General features: G+C 40.4%; 21 protein-coding genes. 16 read left to right on the top strand and 5 right to left on the bottom strand.

What is annotated here, in order from left to right:
- Window positions 1-53: 53 nt before the first annotated feature.
- From ABC374_RS03485 to ABC374_RS03530, 10 genes are all read left to right on the top strand, one after another.
- Window positions 54-1202, top strand: a complete 1149-nt coding sequence (locus ABC374_RS03485; RefSeq protein WP_413020259.1) for a M20 peptidase aminoacylase family protein — start codon at window positions 54-56, stop codon at window positions 1200-1202.
- On the top strand, window positions 1195-1989 hold the full coding sequence (locus ABC374_RS03490) for a GNAT family N-acetyltransferase (protein WP_413015948.1): 795 nt from the start codon (window positions 1195-1197) through the stop codon (window positions 1987-1989). Before ABC374_RS03485 ends, ABC374_RS03490 begins: the two co-directional genes overlap by 8 nt.
- Window positions 1990-2002: 13 nt before the next feature.
- A complete protein-coding gene (menC, locus tag ABC374_RS03495) occupies window positions 2003-3115 on the top strand; it encodes an o-succinylbenzoate synthase (RefSeq protein WP_413015950.1) in 1113 nt (370 codons plus the stop codon).
- Window positions 3116-3266: 151 nt separating this feature from the next.
- Window positions 3267-4346 carry a YkvI family membrane protein gene (locus ABC374_RS03500; protein ID WP_413015952.1) on the top strand — a complete coding sequence of 360 codons (1080 nt, stop codon included), beginning with the start codon at window positions 3267-3269 and terminating at the stop codon, window positions 4344-4346.
- 162 nt (window positions 4347-4508) lie between these two features.
- Window positions 4509-5924: a SpoVR family protein gene (locus ABC374_RS03505; protein ID WP_413015954.1), complete on the top strand. Its 1416-nt coding sequence runs from the start codon at window positions 4509-4511 to the stop codon at window positions 5922-5924.
- A 169-nt stretch (window positions 5925-6093) separates the two neighbouring features.
- Window positions 6094-6579, top strand: coding sequence for an arsinothricin resistance N-acetyltransferase ArsN1 family A (locus tag ABC374_RS03510; RefSeq protein ID WP_413015956.1), 486 nt, complete (start codon window positions 6094-6096; stop codon window positions 6577-6579).
- Window positions 6580-6601: 22 nt separating this feature from the next.
- Window positions 6602-6799, top strand: a complete 198-nt coding sequence (locus ABC374_RS03515; protein ID WP_137018068.1) for a hypothetical protein — start codon at window positions 6602-6604, stop codon at window positions 6797-6799.
- Window positions 6800-6871: 72 nt separating this feature from the next.
- Window positions 6872-7327 carry a MarR family winged helix-turn-helix transcriptional regulator gene (locus tag ABC374_RS03520; RefSeq protein ID WP_413015958.1) on the top strand — a complete coding sequence of 152 codons (456 nt, stop codon included), beginning with the start codon at window positions 6872-6874 and terminating at the stop codon, window positions 7325-7327.
- Window positions 7328-7388: 61 nt separating this feature from the next.
- A complete protein-coding gene (locus ABC374_RS03525) occupies window positions 7389-7574 on the top strand; it encodes an FAD-dependent oxidoreductase (RefSeq protein WP_413015960.1) in 186 nt (61 codons plus the stop codon).
- 66 nt (window positions 7575-7640) lie between these two features.
- A complete protein-coding gene (locus tag ABC374_RS03530) occupies window positions 7641-8765 on the top strand; it encodes an NAD(P)-binding domain-containing protein (protein WP_413015962.1) in 1125 nt (374 codons plus the stop codon).
- Window positions 8766-8878: 113 nt separating this feature from the next.
- On the opposite strand, the gene ABC374_RS03535 is transcribed toward ABC374_RS03530, so the two are convergent.
- Window positions 8879-9973 carry an NADH:flavin oxidoreductase gene (locus tag ABC374_RS03535; RefSeq protein ID WP_413015964.1) on the bottom strand — a complete coding sequence of 365 codons (1095 nt, stop codon included), beginning with the start codon at window positions 9971-9973 and terminating at the stop codon, window positions 8879-8881.
- Between the two features lie 147 nt (window positions 9974-10120).
- Here ABC374_RS03535 and ABC374_RS03540 point away from each other — a divergent pair, with 147 nt between their 5' ends.
- From ABC374_RS03540 to arsC, 4 genes are all read left to right on the top strand, one after another.
- Complete coding sequence (locus ABC374_RS03540) at window positions 10121-10972, top strand: LysR family transcriptional regulator (protein ID WP_413015966.1); 852 nt, start codon at window positions 10121-10123, stop codon at window positions 10970-10972.
- A gap of 237 nt (window positions 10973-11209) precedes the next feature.
- Window positions 11210-11551 (top strand): ArsR/SmtB family transcription factor, encoded by a 342-nt coding sequence (locus ABC374_RS03545; RefSeq protein WP_350301558.1) that lies wholly within the window; start codon window positions 11210-11212, stop codon window positions 11549-11551.
- An 18-nt stretch (window positions 11552-11569) separates the two neighbouring features.
- Window positions 11570-12868 (top strand): arsenic transporter, encoded by a 1299-nt coding sequence (locus tag ABC374_RS03550; protein WP_413015969.1) that lies wholly within the window; start codon window positions 11570-11572, stop codon window positions 12866-12868.
- Between the two features lie 32 nt (window positions 12869-12900).
- Window positions 12901-13320, top strand: a complete 420-nt coding sequence (gene arsC / locus ABC374_RS03555; protein ID WP_095391033.1) for an arsenate reductase (thioredoxin) — start codon at window positions 12901-12903, stop codon at window positions 13318-13320.
- Between the two features lie 82 nt (window positions 13321-13402).
- Here arsC and ABC374_RS03560 read toward each other — a convergent pair whose 3' ends face one another.
- Window positions 13403-14179, bottom strand: a complete 777-nt coding sequence (locus tag ABC374_RS03560) for a SurA N-terminal domain-containing protein (protein ID WP_350301560.1) — start codon at window positions 14177-14179, stop codon at window positions 13403-13405.
- A 425-nt stretch (window positions 14180-14604) separates the two neighbouring features.
- On the opposite strand from ABC374_RS03560, the gene ABC374_RS03565 reads away from it, so the two are divergent.
- The gene (locus ABC374_RS03565) at window positions 14605-15156 is read left to right on the top strand and encodes a PAS domain-containing protein (protein WP_350301561.1); all 552 of its coding nucleotides are present in this window, start codon (window positions 14605-14607) and stop codon (window positions 15154-15156) included.
- Entirely contained in the window at window positions 15153-15626 is a 474-nt protein-coding gene (locus tag ABC374_RS03570; protein WP_413015972.1) for an HD-GYP domain-containing protein, read from the top strand. Before ABC374_RS03565 ends, ABC374_RS03570 begins: the two co-directional genes overlap by 4 nt.
- A gap of 126 nt (window positions 15627-15752) precedes the next feature.
- Here ABC374_RS03570 and ABC374_RS03575 read toward each other — a convergent pair whose 3' ends face one another.
- From ABC374_RS03575 to ABC374_RS03585, 3 genes are read right to left on the bottom strand one after another with little or no spacing between them, the layout of a single operon-like run.
- Window positions 15753-16304: a TVP38/TMEM64 family protein gene (locus ABC374_RS03575; RefSeq protein WP_413015974.1), complete on the bottom strand. Its 552-nt coding sequence runs from the start codon at window positions 16302-16304 to the stop codon at window positions 15753-15755.
- Between the two features lies 1 nt (window position 16305).
- Window positions 16306-16983 (bottom strand): response regulator transcription factor, encoded by a 678-nt coding sequence (locus ABC374_RS03580; protein WP_413015976.1) that lies wholly within the window; start codon window positions 16981-16983, stop codon window positions 16306-16308.
- Entirely contained in the window at window positions 16961-18352 is a 1392-nt protein-coding gene (locus ABC374_RS03585; protein WP_413015978.1) for a HAMP domain-containing sensor histidine kinase, read from the bottom strand. The genes ABC374_RS03580 and ABC374_RS03585 overlap by 23 nt, the downstream gene beginning before the upstream one ends.
- Window positions 18353-18606: the final 254 nt, after the last annotated feature.

The following is an 18606-nucleotide window of genomic DNA, read 5'->3' on the forward strand; positions in this document are numbered from 1 at the left end:
GTTTGGGGAACAAGCCGATTAAACCGGGATACAAGGGGGAGACAGAAATGGATATCACAAAATCTATCGAAAAATTAAGGCCGCGTATACTCGATATTTTTGACCATTTACACGCAAATCCTGAAACGAGTTGGAATGAAGTGAATACGACAGCTTTCATTTCAAATATTTTAACGGAGAATCAGTGTACGGTGAAAACATTCGAGGACTGTACAGGAGTGATTGGGGAAATCGGGGGTGGGGATTTCACGGTCGGGTTACGATCGGATATCGATGCACTTTGGCAGGAGGTGCATGGGACGTTTCAAGCCAATCATTCCTGTGGACACGATGGTCATATGACCTTGGCACTTGGAGTATTCCTGGTATTGAGGGAAATGGACTTTCGTCCTAGGGGGAAGCTGAAGTTCATTTTTCAACCTGCTGAAGAAAAAGGTACGGGTGCCTTGAAGATGATTGAAGAAAAAGTATTGGATGATGTCGATTTCCTTTATGGAGTGCACTTAAGACCGGTTGAGGAAGTGAAGGATGGGCAAGCGGCGCCAGCCATTGTGCATGGAGCGGCTCAGTTCATTAAAGGTGAAATAGCGGGAACTGATGCGCATGGAGCCAGACCGCATCAAGGGCAAAATGCCATCGAGATAGGAGCGGCTTTCATCACTTTGCTAAATGGTATCCATCTCAATCCATCCATCCCTTATTCCGTAAAAATGACGCAGTTTTTTGCTGGCGGCGAAAGTTCCAATATCATCCCGGGGAGAGCCACTTTTTCATTGGATTTACGGGCACAGGATAATGCAGTGATGGAAGAGCTCACCAAAAAGGTGGAAAAGGTTGCAGAATCTTTGGCCATTGTCCATGGAGTCGAAGTGAAACTCGAACCGGGAACCTGTGTTGCTGCTGCAACCGTGAACGATCAAGCCCAGGAAATGATGTCTGTAGCGATAGCCGATACACTCGGGGAAGAAAATCTGGTAGCGCCTGTCATTACAACCGGAGGAGAGGATTTTCATTTTTATACGTTGAAAAGACCTGAACTCAAGGCGACGATGCTTGGATTGGGCTGTGATTTGGCACCAGGGCTCCATCATCCGAACATGACGTTCAACAAAGATGCATTGTTATCGGGAATTGAAATCCTGGCCAAAGCCATCATACTGACTTTCGAGAAATATGGAGATGGGGGCCACTTACATGACTGAAGAATTAATCATTAAATCCCTATCCACACTAGAGGATTTACAAGAAGTGCAGCGACTGGAAGCCATCGTATGGGGCATGGATTGCGTTCCCATCCATCAGACGATTACTGCAGTCAAAAACGGCGGGCTTGTTTTAGGCGGCTATATCAATGGCCAGTTAGTCGGGTTTCAATACAGTTTCCCGGGATTCAAGGACGGAAGGGTATATCTTTGTTCACATATGCTAGCCATCCATCCGGACCATCAAAAGAAGGGCTACGGCAGATTACTTAAACTTGCACAAAAAGAAGAAGCACTTAAAAAAGGCTACGACTTGATCACATGGACGTATGATCCATTGGAAAGTGTGAATGCAAACTTGAATATCGGTAAGCTAAAAGCTGTTTGCTCTACATATATGGAAGATTGTTATGGAAATATGAAGGATACCCTCAATGAAGGACTGTCAACCGATCGTTTCATGGTGGAATGGAATATACGGCAGGAAGCAAAGGAAGAGACTCCGCTTCCTGATAAAGCGATACACATCGTAACGACAGCAATGAATGACCAAGGCTTTCCTTACATCAAGGATTATCATTTCGAAACCAATGCCGAGGTGATCGCCATACCCATTCCGATAGATATTCAACACATCAAAAAAGCTGATCTTCGCCTTGCGATTGATTGGCGGTTAAAAACCGGTGAATTATTCAAAGCTCTTTTTGCCAAAGGATATGTTGCAGCGGGGATCGAACGGGAAAAAGGTGAAAACATTCAAAACTATTTATTAAAAATACCAGAATAAGAGGGGAATCGCGATGAAAATAACAGAAGTGCGTTTACGTCATTTAAATATGGATTTGGTAGCTCCCTTTACAACAAGCTTTGGAACGTTTGTGGATAAGGAGTTCATTCTTGTGGAAGTGAAAAATGGAGAAGGGCTCTCGGGCTGGGCTGAATCTGTGGCGTTTTCAGCACCTTGGTATAACGAAGAAACCATAAAAACCAATTGGACCATGCTGGAGGATTTCCTGATTCCGCTTGTATTGGATAAAGAAATAGAGCATCCTCGTGATGTATCGGATATGTTCTCGCATATTCGTAAAAATAATATGGCAAAATCGGCAATCGAGGGAGCCATCTGGGACTTATATGCGAAAGAAAAGAATATTCCATTAAGTATGGCTTTAGGCGGAAAACTGGAAAAAATCGATGTTGGAATCAGTATCGGCATCCAAAAAACGGTACCTGAATTACTGGCGAAAATAGAAGCTGGATTGAAGGATGGGTATAAAAGAATCAAAATGAAAATACAACCAGGTTGGGATGTAGATGTAATCAGGGAAGTACGTAATCGATATCCTGATGTCCCGATCATGGCAGATGCAAACTCCGCCTACCGGCTGAAAGACATCGAATTACTGAAACAACTTGATCAATTTGATTTAATGATGATCGAGCAGCCCTTGTCATCGGATGATATTGTCGATCATGCTACATTACAAGCGGAAATCAAAACACCGATTTGCTTGGATGAAAGTATACATTCCGTCGAAGATGCAAGAAAAGCCCTTGAATTGGGGAGCTGTAAAATCATTAATATTAAGATCGGCAGGGTTGGAGGTTTAACGGAAGCAATGAAAATACATGAATTATGTAAAGAAAGGAATGTACCGGTTTGGTGCGGAGGCATGTTGGAATCTGGTGTCGGGCGTGCCCATAATATCGCATTGACAACACTTGATAACTTCACGATGCCTGGTGATACGGCAGCATCCGCGAATTATTGGCATAAAGACATCATCCAACCAGAGGTTACAGTGGAAGATGGGGTCATAACCGTTCCAAAGGCGGCAGGCATTGGCTATGAAGTTGATTATGCTGCGATCGATGAATTCACTTCCTATAGTAAAAGATATACAAATAAATAAGAATTGGAATAAAAGAAACTCCCAGCTTCATGGACATCAGCCCGTTAACTTGAAGCTGGGAGGCTATTAAAGAACAGGATCATGATGAAAGGGAAGATATTTCTTTTAACTTAAATTATCAGAATAATCATATAATTAGGGGGTATTTGATATGAAAAACAGTATAAATCTTGCAGGAGCATATATTGGAATCATCATTGGAGCAGGTTTCGCTTCAGGACAAGAAGTATTACAGTTCTTCACGAGTTTTGGAATCAACAGTGTATTGGGAATTGTGGTGGCGACAGCTTTATTCGCGTTTTTAGGCATGCAAGTTACCCAGTTGGGGAGCACTCTCCAAACACGCTCCCATAAAAGCATCATCGATCATATTTGTGGCCGCTATATAGGCAGGGTGGTCGATATTATCATCACATTTTTCTTGTTTGGCGTTACAGTCATCATGATTGCCGGTTCCGGAACGATTTTTGAGGAACAATTCGGGATTCCAAGTATAGTCGGTGCAATCGTCATGACGGTGCTCACGATTGGTACGCTTTTACTTAATGTTAATAAAATAATGTCCATCATTAGTGCCATCACACCGTTTTTATTCGTTATCATGATCATTATTTCAGGTTATTCATTTTTCACATCCGAACTAAGTTTCAATCAAATCATTTCATCTTCAAGTAAAGGAACGGCTGCAACCGGGAATTGGATGATGGGTTCATTACTTTATGTTTCATATAATATGACTGCCGGAATTGCCATGCTAGCCGTAATGGGAGGGACCTTCAAAAATAAGAAAGAGGCTGGTATGGGAGGAATTCTAGGAGGTATCGGTTTGGGGATCCTGCTATTCTTGATCAATTTGGGGATGATGTCCGACTTGAAGGGCATAGAAGGTTCAGGAATGCCTACCCTTCATTTAGCGAATCAAATTTCTCCATGGTTGGGATATACCCTATCAATCATCCTTTTAGGAATGATTTATAATACCGCTGTCGGGATGCTGTATGCGTTCACCGCCAGGCTGGTGCCTGCCGAAACGAAACGCTTTAAAATATCCGTGATTATGGTCGGGATACTCGCTTTTCTTGCAAGTTTCGTTGGCTTTATTAAATTGGTTGGGACGGTATATCCAGTCACAGGATACTTAGGTTTTGTCATCATTGCAGCGCTCATCATTTCCTGGCTCCGTTCCAAAACGAAAAAAGAGGCTGTGAATACGGAATTCGCGAAATTTTAATTTCAAAGGGATTGAGTGCAGAACTGCACGAAACCTATGGCCTGACATCTTCTTCGTGGAGGTGTTTTTTTTCTGTTATCGAGGACCTTTCTCATGATCACGGCATTTTTCCTCCTTTTTTTCATACATTAGTTTAAAGGCGAAAGACAAGGGGGATATCGGATGAATGAAGCGGAGCAAAAGGCTCTGGAATATGCCATTAGTGAAATTACTGAAATAGCAACAGGGTTCGGATTGGATTTTTACCCGATGCGTTATGAAATTTGCCCTTCAGAAATCATTTATACATTTGGTGCCTATGGGATGCCTACCCGTTTTTCTCATTGGAGCTTTGGGAAGCAATTTCATAAAATGAAGCTGCAGTACGACTTTGGATTAAGTAAGATCTATGAACTGGTCATTAACTCTGATCCTTGTTATGCTTTTCTGCTGGACTCCAATTCACTTGTACAAAATAAATTGATTGTTGCCCACGTTTTGGCGCATTGTGATTTCTTTAAGAATAATATACGTTTCAATAATACTAAGAGGGATATGGTAGAAAGTATGTCGGCAACGGCAGAAAGAATCCGTGAATACGAAATCCTGCATGGCAAAAAGGAAGTGGAAACCTTCCTTGATGCACTTTTAGCCATTGAAGAACATATCGATCCGTCGCTGATGAGGCCAAAGCTTGCCTGGACGATGGAGGATGAGGAAGAAGAAGAGGAAATAAAACCGACAGCCACACAATACGATGATTTATGGAACCTTGATAAAAAGGATAAACCAAAGAAATCCAACATTAAAAAAAGAAAAAAATTCCCGCCAAGGCCTGAAAAGGATATTATGCTTTTCATAGAACAGTACAGCAGGGATTTAACCGATTGGCAACGGGATATCATGACGATGATCAGGGAAGAGATGCTGTATTTCTGGCCGCAGCTGGAAACGAAAATCATGAACGAAGGCTGGGCATCCTACTGGCATCAGCGCATAATCCGTGAATTGGATCTATCCTCAGGGGAAGCCATTGAATTCGCGAAACTGAACGCAGGCGTCGTTCAGCCATCACGGACCAGCATCAATCCTTATTATCTCGGCTTGAAAGTGCTTGAAGATATTGAAGAACGCTATGATAATCCAACCGAAGAAATGCTCAGGCTGGGCGTCAAGCCTGGATCTGGCCGGGAAAAGATGTTCGAAGTCAGGGAAATCGAATCGGATATTTCCTTTCTCCGCAATTATTTGACGAAAGATCTGGTCATGCGGGAGGATATGTACCTATTCCAAAAGCAGGGCAAGGATTATAAAATCGTCGATAAGTCATGGGAACATGTTCGTGATCAACTCGTCAGTATGAGGGTTAACGGCGGTTTCCCCTATATCACAGTAAATGATGGGGACTTCATGCGCAATGGGGAACTTTATTTAAAACATTGGTATGAAGATATTGAACTGGATCTGAAATATCTCGAAAAAGTCATGCCATATATCTATCAGCTCTGGGGCCGCCCCGTGCATATGGAATCAGTCATGGAAGGAAAAGAAGTCCTGTTTTCCTATGATGGAAAAGGTATTCACCGGAAATATTTATAAAGCTGAAAAAAACTGCCGGTCACTCGGCAGTTTTCTTGTTTCAAGCTCTAATATTCGTTAAGAGCTACTTTGCATAAAAATCTATAATACTTGTAATTTGCAACTATTGATGTTATAAATCAACTATAGAATCTTGAAAAATTCATGTGGCAAACGAAAGGGGAAAGATATGATAATTCGTGAAGCGATCGACACAGACATGGGTTCGGTCAAAGAAATTTACAATCAAGGGATTGAGGATAGAATTGCCACGTTAGAAACGGAACTGAAGGATCAAGCCTACATGGAGGAGTGGTTTGCCAAACACAGCGGTCGATATAAGGTAATTGTCGCTGAACAAGAAGGGGAAATCGTTGGATGGGCTTCCTTGAATCAATATAACAATCGTAGTGCTTATAATGGGGTTGCCGATTTATCCGTTTATATCTCAAGAGATCATCGAGGGAAAGGGATTGGCGATTTATTGCTGCAATCAATCGAAAAGCTCGCAAAAGAAAATGACTTCAATAAAATTGTGTTATTCACTTTTCCCTTTAACCAGATTGGTCAAGGATTGTACAAAAAACGGAGGTACCGCGAAGTGGGAGTGTTTAAGAACCAGGGAATTTTAGACGGGGAATTTGTCGATGTGATGGCTATGGAGAAATTACTTTAAACAATTAGGGGGTAGGAGGATTATGACAGTAAACCATTCAAGCGTATTGTCTGTTGGTTATTTTGATGCTTATTTCAAGCTGGTTTTAGCTTCTCGTGAACCTATGGTGGAAAAGGCAAAAGAATTCATTGAAACAAACTTTTTTAAAGGTGAAGCGTGTTATTATGGCGAGCAAACTCACCGAAATTTCATGGCAGCTTTTAATAAGCTAAAAGGATAAATGAAAAAATAGTTGAATCAAATAGTTGTAAATTGCAAATAATTAGCGTATAAATAAAGTGAGGTGACAGTAATGGAAAATGAAAACCTTAGAGGTCTCTTCCAACTCTTGACTAGGCGGTTTGGATTATTGAATAAAAATTGCTGCAGTGCAGGTGGAATTGAAATTTCACTCGTTCAAAGCCATATCCTGTATGAAATAAACCGACAAAACAACTCTTCCATCCAGCAAATTGCAGAAACACTGGGAACGGACATTACGACCTTCAGCCGACAAATCCAATCCTTAATAAAAATGAATTTGGTCACAAAAACACAAGATGATGAAGATCGGAGAATTTCTATTCTTTCTCTGACCGATGAAGGAATGAAGGTCAATCAATTAATCGATCAGCAAATGAATGATTATTTGAATGAAATCTTCAAGACAATGAATGAGTTTGAAAAGGAATCCGTCGTGCGTTCCCTGAAATTGCTTAATGATAAAATGCTGAAGTCTTCCGTATGCTGTACTACTCCTTGGGGGTAGTATGATTTTTCGGAAATACTTGCAAATTACAACTTTTTTAAATGAAATATAGGAGGGAATAATGATGGTTCAATTTGATAAAAGTGCTTTACCCGTAGCAATTATAGGCGGGGGTCCTGTAGGGCTTGCCGCTGCCGCTCATTTACTGAAAAAAGGGGAGAAGTTTATCGTACTGGAAGCGGGAGATTCGGTTGGTTCCAGCATGCTGGAGTGGGGCCATGTAAGAATGTTTTCCCCATGGCAGTAAAACATCGATCAAACAGCAAAGGAGTTACTTGAGAAGTCTGGGTGGACTTCACCCAACCAAGAAGCTTTGCCAACAGGTCGCGAACTGGTAGAAGAATACCTTCTGCCGCTAAGTAACCTTCCGGAAATTAATGAAAACATCTTATTACAAGCAAAAGTAGTCGGTGTTGCCAAAAAGGCTCACGATAAATTGAAAACCGGAAAACGGGTCACCGTTCCCTTTCAACTGTATGTAGAAGTGGATGGTGACACAAAAGTGGTTGAAGCGAAGGCTGTTATTGATTCATCAGGTACTTGGACCAATCCAAATCCGATCCTTTCCAATGGTATCTGGACGAATGCCGAGAGAAAATTACTCAATCAAATTCACTATGGCATTCCAAACGTCGTCCAATTGGAAAATAGATATCAAAATAAATCGATCATGGTGATCGGGAGCGGTCATTCTGCAATAAATGCCCTATTGGATCTCGCGTCATTACAGCAAAAGTTTACGGATACCAAGATCTACTGGGTTCTTCGTAAAAAAATGATCAATGAAGTGTACGGCGGGCAAGAAAACGACGGTTTGGCAGCTCGTGGAGAGTTGGGCATAAGAATTCAGCAATTAGTGGAGTCTGGACGAATCAATATCCTCACTCCCTTTCATATTAACGGCGTGTATCCAGCAAACGGTAAAATCACTGTTGTGGGGGAACTTGACGGAGAAGAAACCACAATCGGTGAGATCGATGAGATCGTTGTGAGTACGGGTTTCAGACCTGATACATCCTTTTTAAATGAAATAAGGATAAACCTTGATTCAGCTGTGGAAAGCATAGAAGCGCTTGCTCCGCTTATTGACCCCAATATCCATAGCTGCGGAACTGTGCGGCCGCATGGTGAACAGGAATTACGGCACCCTGAAAAGAACTTCTACATTGTTGGCATGAAGAGTTATGGAAGAGCGCCTACATTCTTACTGGCAACAGGCTACGAACAAATCCGTTCCGTGGTGGCTTATCTGACAGGGGATGTCGAGGGGGCAAAAGAAGTGCGCTTGCAACTTCCTGAAACAGGAGTTTGCAGTGTGAATCTGACATCTAGTTCCTGCGATTCTGATATTCCTGCAACTGAAACAAACGATAGTTCTTGCTGTGGCAGTCCGGTTCCAGTGAGATTGGAAATAAAAAATAATTCCTGTTGTGAATGAACTAGAAGACCAGTCTGAAGTCAGGCTGGTTTTTTAATATGGGTACTTTTTATTTCGAGTTGCAGTATTAAATTAGTTTTGGAAAGGCGCTGTTGAACATATTATTTTTTCATTTATAATTCGAAATCTTTAATAACAGCAGTTGGGTGTATTACTTTTTCCGAATCGAATGCTTCTAAAGGTTCTTCATTTTGCACTTTCTTTACCCAGTCGTGATTAGCCAATGCTCCTTTGCCTAAAGTTATAATATCAGCATGACCATTATTAATCATTTCAGAAGCTCTTTCTGGGTTCTCTAACTTTCCATTTGCGATTATAGGTAATTGACTATACTCTTTGGCAAGTGCTACAAGTGAGGTCTTTCCTGTTTCAAATGCTGGCTGCCATGCTTTATATTCTGTTACATGAATATAATCAAGACCTGTTTTTCCTAATGCTCCAAAGATAATTGCGGCGTCCTGCTCTTTGCCTGACCAATGATAGGAGTAATCATTCACTTTTGATTGTGAAATCCTAATACCAATAGTGAAGTCTTCTCCTACCGATTTTCTAACTTCATTAATTATTTCTACTAATAACCTAACTCTGTTTTCTGTTGTGCCACCATAAGCATCAGTACGTTGGTTTGTATATTCCGTTAGAAACGCGTCTAATAAATAACCATTTGCTCCATGTAGTTCTATCCCATCAAAGCCAACGGATTTAGCTCGTTTTGCAGCTTCAACAAAACTGTTTTTAACATAGGCTAATTCTTCTTTTGTTATTTCTCTAGGTAATCGAAATGGTCCTTCACCTAAATAAAATTTTAGCTGTTCTCCTTTTGGTTGAATAGAAGAGGGAGCGACTGTTTCATCAGTGAATCGATTTCCCTGGGATAATGGCCCAGTGTGTTGTAACTGCATAAAGATTGCTGATCCTGCAGAATGAACGGCATTAACAACTTTTTTCCACTCTTGTGCTTGCTCTTCAAAAGCAATACCTGGCTGAAAATCGTACGTTTGACTATACTTATCATCAATATAGGTTCCCTCAGTAATAATGAGCCCAAACCCGCCTTCAGCAAAGGAACTATAATACTTAATCATTTTATCCGTGACAAAACCTTTTTCAGTAGCACTAATACGCGTCATTGGTGCCACGCCCACTCGGTTATTTAATGTAATTGTTCCTATATTAAATGGTTCAAATAATGAATTTATATCCGACATGATGTTTGCCTCCTATTTTTGCATTCTGATTAGTATTTGATTTAACAACTGTTTGATATTAGTTTAAATCCTCTATTTGATTTAGTAAAATTGATATATTAGATAATTTAATTCAAAAAAATTGAACATAAGGAGATAAAATTATAAATGGAGCTCCGTCAATTGATTACTTTTAAAACAATAGTACAAAAAGGTGGGTTTAATAAGGCGGCAGAACATCTTGGTTATGCACAATCCTCCATTACTACTCACATCAAAGAACTGGAGAAGGAATTAGGTAGACCAGTATTTGATCGCTTAGGAAAGAAAGTTATATTAACTCACTATGGAAATGAATTTTTGTCTTATGCCACCAAGATCATTGAACTATATAATCAGTCATTAAATATTGACAAAGAGCCACAAGGAGCTTTAACTTTAGGGATTTCTGAATCTTTAACGATTTGTAGAATTCCGTCGCTTCTTCTCGAATATAAAACGAAATATCCTAAAGTGAAGCTTTCATTGAAATCACTTGAAAATTATGATGTTACAAAAAGCCTTCAAAATGGGGAAGTTGACATTGCCTTATTATTAGAAAAAGATGGTTGGAGACAAGAAGAACTTTACTCTGAAAAACTTATAAGAGAAAGAATGGTTTTAATTAGCCCTCTAGATGTAAAAGAGTTATCTCAAACAGCACTGTACTCCGAATCTAGATGTAGTTATAAATCGGTTTTTGATGAATATATTCACCATCAGAATATGAACGTAACAGAAAGTTTAGAATTCCAAAGTATAGAAGCAATAAAACAATGCGTTAAAAGTGGTTTAGGAATATCACTAGTTCCTTACTTTTCGGTCAAAGAAGAATTAGAAAGCAATAAACTAAAAGGTGAAATTATTCCACAACACCATTCCTCTATATCAACATATTTGACTTATCATAAGGATAAATGGCTTTCTCCTTCTATAATTCGGATGATTGAACTCATACAAAAACACGCTGAAAATTGGTAATTCATAAAAAGAGATGCTGACTTAATAAGCATCTCTTTCATTTTTATTAAACTGACCTGTCCCATTAGTAAATAAGGAAAATCAACAACACCCTTTTTGAATTTAAGCAGACTAAATTTAAAAATTATATCGTTGAATATTTAATGCTTGATTAAATAAGAATATGCTTATACAATGTTGTTGAATAATCACATAAGCATATACTTATTTACTTTGTGCTAGGAGGGATTAAAAGCTATGAATGAAGCGTTGGATTTGGAAACCACGGCAAACATTCTTAAATTACTAGGTGATAAAACCCGTTTGACCATGATTAAGATCATGGCTGAGCATGAATGCTGTGTCTGTGAATTTGTGGACCTATTCGAGATGAGCCAGCCAGCTATCAGCCAGCATTTACGAAAGTTGAAAGATAGCGGGCTCGTGAATGAAGCGAGGAGGGGACAATGGGTTTTTTACTCGTTAAATCCGTCTTCTTCCCATTACACATTTATTCAGACGGTCATCAAGGACTTGCCAAGTCAAAACTTTAAATTAGAAAACTTAACAGCACAAGGAAAACGGATTTGTTGTGACTAACTAGGAGGTACTACTTCAGTGGGATCAGTTATTTTGTCAGTTATCATCTTTTTATTAACACTCATTCTCGTCATCTGGCAGCCGAAGGGATTGTCAATCGGATGGTCAGCTTGTGGCGGTGCGGTTTTGGCCTTACTTGTTGGAGTGGTGGACTTTACTGATGTCATGGACGTGACATCGATAGTCTGGAACGCAACACTCGCCTTCATCGCGATCATCATCATCTCGCTTATTTTGGACGAGATAGGATTTTTTGAATGGGCAGCACTGCATATGGCGAGAGCCGCCAAGGGAAATGGAGTAAGGATGTTTGTCTATGTAAGTATCCTCGGTGCTCTTGTGGCTGCTTTTTTTGCGAATGACGGAGCGGCACTTATCCTTACACCAATCGTATTAGCAATGGTTCGGGCCTTGAAATTTAGTGATAAAATGATTTTCCCTTTTATCATCGCCAGTGGGTTCATTGCCGATACCACTTCACTTCCTTTGGTGGTGAGTAATCTTGTAAATATTGTATCCGCAGACTTTTTCAATATCAGTTTTGCCGAGTTTGCCTCAAGAATGATCGTACCGGACATCTTTGCACTTGTAGCAAGCATCTTGGTTTTATATCTATTTTTCCGTAAAAGCATACCGAAAAATTACGATGTATCACAGCTTAAAAAACCAGTGGAAGCCATCCAAGACCACAGGATGTTTAGGCTGTCCTGGATCGTATTAGGAATATTGCTGGTTGGTTATTTTGCCAGTGAATTCATTGGGGTTCCTGTATCCATCATTGCAGGCATTGTCGCCATCTTCTTCCTCATGATGGCTAGAAGGAGTCCAGCGGTCAACACGAAAACCGTTATCAAAGGCGCACCATGGGCAATCGTCTTTTTCTCAATTGGGATGTATGTAGTGGTGTACAGCCTAAGAAATGTTGGCTTGACGAATGTATTAACGGATTTAATCCAAGTTACCGCCGATCAAGGATTATTTGTGGCAACGATTGGGATGGGCTTCATCGCTGCCATTCTGTCATCACTTATGAATAACATGCCAACCGTCATGATTGATGCCCTTGCCATTTCCGACACCCATACAACAGGCGCAATCAGGGAGGCCCTTATTTATGCAAATGTCATCGGTTCGGACTTGGGCCCGAAAATCACTCCTATCGGTTCTTTGGCTACGTTATTGTGGCTGCATGTCCTTTCATTAAAAGGCGTGAAAATCTCATGGGGAACTTATTTTAAAACGGGAATCATCTTAACCATCCCAACATTGTTCATCACATTGGCCGGCTTATATATATGGTTGCAAATCATTCATTAAACACTTACTTACAAACAAAGGAGAGAAACAGCATGGCTAAAAAAACACTTTACTTCTTATGTACAGGGAACTCTTGCAGAAGCCAAATGGCAGAGGCATGGGGGAAGAAATATTTAGGTAACGAATGGCAAGTGCTTAGCGCAGGAATCGAGGCCCATGGGTTAAATCCAAAAGCTGTAAAAGCAATGAATGAAGTTGGATTGGACATCTCCAATCAAACATCGGATATCATCGACCCTGACATATTGAATAATGCCGATTTTGTCGTTACATTATGTGGCGATGCTGCTGACAAATGTCCAATGACGCCACCGCATGTTAAACGTGAACATTGGGGCTTTGATGACCCGGCAAAAGCGGTAGGAACAGATGAAGAGAAATGGGCAACCTTCCAACGTGTTCGTGATGAAATAGGTGAAAGAATTGCACGTTTCTCTAAAACCGGTGAATAAATGAAATTGAAAAGCCGTGGGTGTGTAGGTTTACCAAAGACCATAAAGAAAGAGCTGCCAAAATAGGCAGCTCTTTTCATCATTAAATCTTAATATCGACCTTAGCATTTTTCTGAAGTTCTTCGACATGCTTCACAAGCTTTTCTTGTTTCTTTTGCAGCTCTAGTTGTTCCTTGATTTGCGGCTTCATTTCTTCGAGTTTCTGTACCTTCTGTCCGCTTGTTTTAGCTTGCTCCGCAACCTGGTCGTAATACTTTTGGATTTCTTCATCAGTTGGTTCTTCCACTTTAATCTCTTTTTCAACATACTTTGTATATGGGATGTTCTCTGCAATCTGGGCATTCAGCATTTCCGAATTCAGACCTGCTTGCTTCATCGCTTCCTTGAATTTCTCTTCATTCTCATATGGCTTTTTGATTTCGGCAAGTTGCTCTTCAATTTCGGCCTTGGAAGCTGTGTAGCCCTTTTTATCAGCTGCTTGAAGCAGCAATGTTTGCCCCACTAAAGAGTTGAGCGTTTGCTCTTTAATTTGTTTGGCGCCCTCCTTGGATGTTGGGTCTTGTCCGAATTGCTGCATCTGCGTTTGTGTGGTGGACAACACGGTATTATATTCCGCACCTGAAATTTTTTCGTCATTGACGATGGCTACCGTTTTCTTTTCATCCACCTTTTGCTTGTCTAGTTTCTTTTGCATTTCTTCCATCTGTTTTTGCTGTTCCTCAGTTGCTTTAGCCGTTTCTTTCTCAGTTGTTTTAGTCTCTTTCTCGTCATTTTTCTTATCCGCTTCATCGTTCGAACCACAAGCCGTCAGAACAACTGCCAATAATCCAATGATGATTGGGTACAATAGTTTCTTCATATTTCAGTCTCCTCTCATATTCAATGCTAAAAAATCATCTAATGCGCATTATAAATGAATTTCCCATTAAAACACAATAAATTCATTCTTTTTTCCAGAAAACAGGAAGATAGTATAGGCATCATCTCATTATATAAGTGTAACATTCGCGGAAATGAACCCATTTACCCTTCGACATGCAAAATTCTTAATGGGAATGCGAAGGCTTGATACCTGGTGGGCAGTCAGAAACTTGTAATCAATCTCTTAATCACAAAACGATGCTTAGTAACTATTGTATATAAAACTTGTATGGTATTATATACCTCATCATCCGAATATAGTTCATTTAGCCTATCTAATGAAATTATCAAATCATGAACGGAAAGAGCCGTGACACTATGAGACAGAATTGGAAATCCGGCAGGTTATTGGAGGTATAGATTTTGAAAGGGAAATCAAGGCTGCCATGCGAATTGGCAGGGTATTTAAAGCTGGGGGATGCCGTCATCATTACGGATCAAGATCATCGCATACTTGACATTAATCCATATTATGAAAGGACGACAGGGTATTCAAGGAACAGTATCATTGGGTTCAAAGCTGGATTCTTGAAGTCAGGGTTAACACCTTTATGTACATACACATCCCTGAAAAATGAGTTAAGGAAGGGGAATCCTTGGTCAGGGGTTTTCACCAATCGAAAGAAATTGGGTGAGATTTGGCATTCCTCGATTACGATTACCCCTATTCATCTAGGGGATCAGTGGTATTTTGTAGAGATTTTCCGTGAACTGGAACAATTGAAAGAAGGGATCTACCTTTCGGAAAAGAAAAGGGCAGAGACTCAAAGGGAATTGTTAAAGGTACTCGCCATTTCATGCGAAATCCGTGATCCAGGCATTGAAGCGCATTTATTGAGAGTTCAAAATCTAACCGAGGAGCTAGTTACGTTCATAATCGAAGATGCCAGCTGGAAACATCTAAAAGCTATATGAATCATATCGTCCATTCAAGTATTCTACATGATATCGGGAAAGCGGAGATTCCTGAGGGGATATTATACAAACCTGGCCCGTTATCTCCTTATGAACGAAAAATCATCGAAATGCATCCGTTAATGGGATCCGATATTTTGAATAAGATTTCAAGGGAAATAAACAATGATGTGATCAGCAGCCTGGAAGTGGCTGAAAACATCATCCTCCATCATCATGAAAAATGGGATGGAACTGGATATCCACATCGATTGAAAGGTGAGGACATCCCATTGGAAGCTAGAATCGTTGCCATTGTGGATGTATTCGATGCATTGACCAGCAGAAGGCCGTATAAAGATTCCTGGTCAGTGGAGCGGGCATTATCTTTCATAAACGAACAAAAAGAAAAGCATTTCGATCCATCCATCGTGGTGTCCTTCTTTTGCTATTTTAATGAAAAGGCTTCAAAGCCGTTCCCGGCACAGTGATATAAATCAAAGAACTCGTCGAATATATTTTCCCGATATAATGGGGTCATGCCTCATCCGCTTTCTGGATCTGGTAGTAACCCTTGGAGACCAAGGGTTACTGATTCTTGAAAGGGAGGATTTTTACTACATTCCTTTTTTCTTATTTCTATTAAAGTAATAAACGACTGCGATTACCAGAATCAACAGTACCAAAACAATCCTTACATCGTCCGATACCTTCAATACTTGTGTCACCGAATACGCCTCGACAAGGAGGGCAGGCAGTTTTCCAATGGATGTGGCGAGGAAGAAAATCATCATTCCCGTCTTGCTTAATGCTGCTGTAAGGTTGATTACGCCGGATGGTATAAAAGGAAGGAGCCTAAGCATCAGGATCATCCAAAATGCATGAAACCCTTGAGACTTTTGCAGCTTCATGACCCACCGGTTCTTCATGAACTTGGGTTGGAATGTTTGAAAGCCCTTTCGATATAACCAAAAGCTGACCACTGCACCGGCAATTTCCCCCATGTACGAAAGGATCAATCCCTTTTCAAATCCAAATACGGTGATATTGGCTGCCGTGATGAATACGCTTGGAACAAAACCAAGCACGCTAATCAATATATTGAATACTAAACTTACAGCAATGGAAAAAGGGCCGCTGGATAGTAATGCCTCAGAAATGAAATTCATATCAATCCACAGAACTCCATTTATATCCGATGCCCCAGACCGTTTTCAAGTGTTGATCTGCTGGAAAACCGGCATGACGTAATTTCTCTCTAATATTTCGAATGTGGGAATCGATTGTCCGATCTTCCGTATCCGTTTTAAATCCCCATATGGTCGAAAGCAGGTGGTCTCTGGAATACACTTGATCTGGTGATTTTAAAAACAAGCACAACAGTGAGAACTCTTTTGGTGTCAATGGGATTTTTTTGGTATCATAATGTGCTTCATAAGCGGATTCATTTAATTTTAGCCCTCTAAATATCACATTATCATCCTGATTATGCACTCGCCGTGTCACTGCTTCGATTCTGGCAAGTAAAACATCTTCATTAAATGGTTTCGTAATATAATCGTCTGCGCCCTTTTTCAACCCTTTCACCATTTCTTGTGCAGCATCCCGGGCGGTGAGCATGATTATGGGAATGTTGGTAAACGCACGGATCCTTTCACAAGTTTCCCACCCATCCATCTCAGGCATCATTACATCAAGAAGTACTATGTCCGCATGTTTATGCGCTAGGAACTGTAAGGCTTCATGTCCAGATTTCATCTTCATGCATGTATATCCGTGAGGTTTAATGTATAGCTCTAATAGATCAAGCATTCTCTGTTCATCATCAACCAGAACTATTGTCTTCATTTGTTATCTCCTTAAATGTGATAGTGAAGCACGTTCCTTGCTCCAATTTGCTTTTAACCGAAATTGTTCCTCCTTGTATCTCCACTAATTGCTTGACGATGGAGAGCCCCAATCCGAATCCACCGGTATCTCTGGCGCGTGATTTCTCGACACGATATAAACGATCAAAGATATGGGGGATATCTTCAGGGGGAATGCCAACCCCTTGATCGATTATGGAGATGGAAATCCTGCCAAGGCATTCAGTGGCTTTGATGGTGGTGACTGTATATTCGTTCGAGTACTTCAGCGCATTATCGAGCAGGTTAAGAATGACTTGCTCAAACCGTGAGGGATCTATATCTATAAATAAATCATCCTTACATACCAGATTCAATAGAATTCTTTCATTTGTAAAAGCCGGCAGCACTTTTTCATGAATGTTTTGCAGGAATGAAGAGAGCTGGACGGTTTCTTTTGATATGGTGAATGTATTTACATCCATTCTAGCCATATTGAATAGTTCGTCCAATAATCTGTTTAATCGTTCGGATTCATCATGGATGATCTCTAAGTATCGTGTTCGTTCGGCAGCATTCAAGTCTTTCCGGCGGGCAATATCAGAGTATCCCTTGATATAAGTTAGCGGCGTGCGCAGTTCATGAGAGATACTTGCCAAAAATTCATTGCGTTCCTTCTTTAAATAGTTCAATTCATTAGCCAAGCTTTGAATGGATTGGGCAAGCTCCCCGAGTTCATCATGAGATAGTACTGGCACAGCCACTGAAAAATTCCCTTTGCTGAGTTTGGTTGTCGCTTCCTTCATCGAAATAAGAGGTCTAGTCAAAGCTTTTGATAGAAAATAAATGGTGATAAGCATGAAGAAAAGGAGCAATGCAGTCGCAAAAAGGAAATGCCTATTCAATTGTGCAATCAAATCCTCAACATCCCTAGTATCTTTGAACATATAAACATAGCCTTTTTTTTCTTTATCACTGATAAATGGCGTAACGGTCGCTATATATCTTTCATCCTTCCAACTTGATTGGATGACCAGACCATTTCGGGGTAGTTGCGGGATGTTTTTTGCCAAGATTTTTTTCATTCCCCCATTTACCTTTACGGAAGATATCAGAATATCTCCTCTTGTGTTCGTAATCACGACATCTGTATCAGTATGGTACTCCATCAGGCCGATATGCTGAAGGGTAGAGTCGGAATACGTGATTTCCAACACATCACGATGACTATTGCCACGGGCCTTCAGTGATTCCAATTCTTGATTGATACGGGAATGGATCACTTTATTATGCAAGTAAATCATCGAAACGGTCTCCATCAAAAAAATGCAAACAAATATAGATAGTCCGAGCTTAAAGGAGATTTTCATGAGCATTCACCCTCTTATGGAATAAAGTCAGTTTAGCGAAAAAGTATGAAGAAAGTATGCAGTATTTTCAATTTCTTCGCATCTCTTAAACAACGATAATCCGAATGATGACTTGTTGCAAGAGAGACAATATTTTTAATGGACCCAAACTGCATTTTTTCAGTCTTGTATATGGAAATGGGGGAGGCGGTTTTTCCGTGCAATAACACTTTTGGAAGTGGTTATTTAAAAAATAGATGATGATCATTCATACT

Source organism: Peribacillus phoenicis (assembly GCF_047238085.1).
Taxonomy (GTDB): Bacteria; Bacillota; Bacilli; order Bacillales; family DSM-1321; genus Peribacillus.

What these genes read in the sequence shown, in the direction of transcription:
- ABC374_RS03490 (WP_413015948.1), top strand. Translation starts at nt 1,195, where the DNA reads ATGACTGAAGAATTAATCATTAAATCCCTATCCACACTAGAGGATTTA.
- menC (WP_413015950.1), top strand. Translation starts at nt 2,003, where the DNA reads ATGAAAATAACAGAAGTGCGTTTACGTCATTTAAATATGGATTTGGTA.
- ABC374_RS03500 (WP_413015952.1), top strand. Translation starts at nt 3,267, where the DNA reads ATGAAAAACAGTATAAATCTTGCAGGAGCATATATTGGAATCATCATT.
- ABC374_RS03505 (WP_413015954.1), top strand. Translation starts at nt 4,509, where the DNA reads ATGAATGAAGCGGAGCAAAAGGCTCTGGAATATGCCATTAGTGAAATT.
- ABC374_RS03510 (WP_413015956.1), top strand. Translation starts at nt 6,094, where the DNA reads ATGATAATTCGTGAAGCGATCGACACAGACATGGGTTCGGTCAAAGAA.
- ABC374_RS03515 (WP_137018068.1), top strand. Translation starts at nt 6,602, where the DNA reads ATGACAGTAAACCATTCAAGCGTATTGTCTGTTGGTTATTTTGATGCT.
- ABC374_RS03520 (WP_413015958.1), top strand. Translation starts at nt 6,872, where the DNA reads ATGGAAAATGAAAACCTTAGAGGTCTCTTCCAACTCTTGACTAGGCGG.
- ABC374_RS03525 (WP_413015960.1), top strand. Translation starts at nt 7,389, where the DNA reads ATGATGGTTCAATTTGATAAAAGTGCTTTACCCGTAGCAATTATAGGC.
- ABC374_RS03535 (WP_413015964.1), bottom strand. Translation starts at nt 9,973, where the DNA reads ATGTCGGATATAAATTCATTATTTGAACCATTTAATATAGGAACAATT.
- ABC374_RS03540 (WP_413015966.1), top strand. Translation starts at nt 10,121, where the DNA reads ATGGAGCTCCGTCAATTGATTACTTTTAAAACAATAGTACAAAAAGGT.
- ABC374_RS03545 (WP_350301558.1), top strand. Translation starts at nt 11,210, where the DNA reads ATGAATGAAGCGTTGGATTTGGAAACCACGGCAAACATTCTTAAATTA.
- arsC (WP_095391033.1), top strand. Translation starts at nt 12,901, where the DNA reads ATGGCTAAAAAAACACTTTACTTCTTATGTACAGGGAACTCTTGCAGA.
- ABC374_RS03560 (WP_350301560.1), bottom strand. Translation starts at nt 14,179, where the DNA reads ATGAAGAAACTATTGTACCCAATCATCATTGGATTATTGGCAGTTGTT.
- ABC374_RS03570 (WP_413015972.1), top strand. Translation starts at nt 15,153, where the DNA reads ATGAATCATATCGTCCATTCAAGTATTCTACATGATATCGGGAAAGCG.
- ABC374_RS03575 (WP_413015974.1), bottom strand. Translation starts at nt 16,304, where the DNA reads ATGAATTTCATTTCTGAGGCATTACTATCCAGCGGCCCTTTTTCCATT.
- ABC374_RS03580 (WP_413015976.1), bottom strand. Translation starts at nt 16,983, where the DNA reads ATGAAGACAATAGTTCTGGTTGATGATGAACAGAGAATGCTTGATCTA.
- ABC374_RS03585 (WP_413015978.1), bottom strand. Translation starts at nt 18,352, where the DNA reads ATGAAAATCTCCTTTAAGCTCGGACTATCTATATTTGTTTGCATTTTT.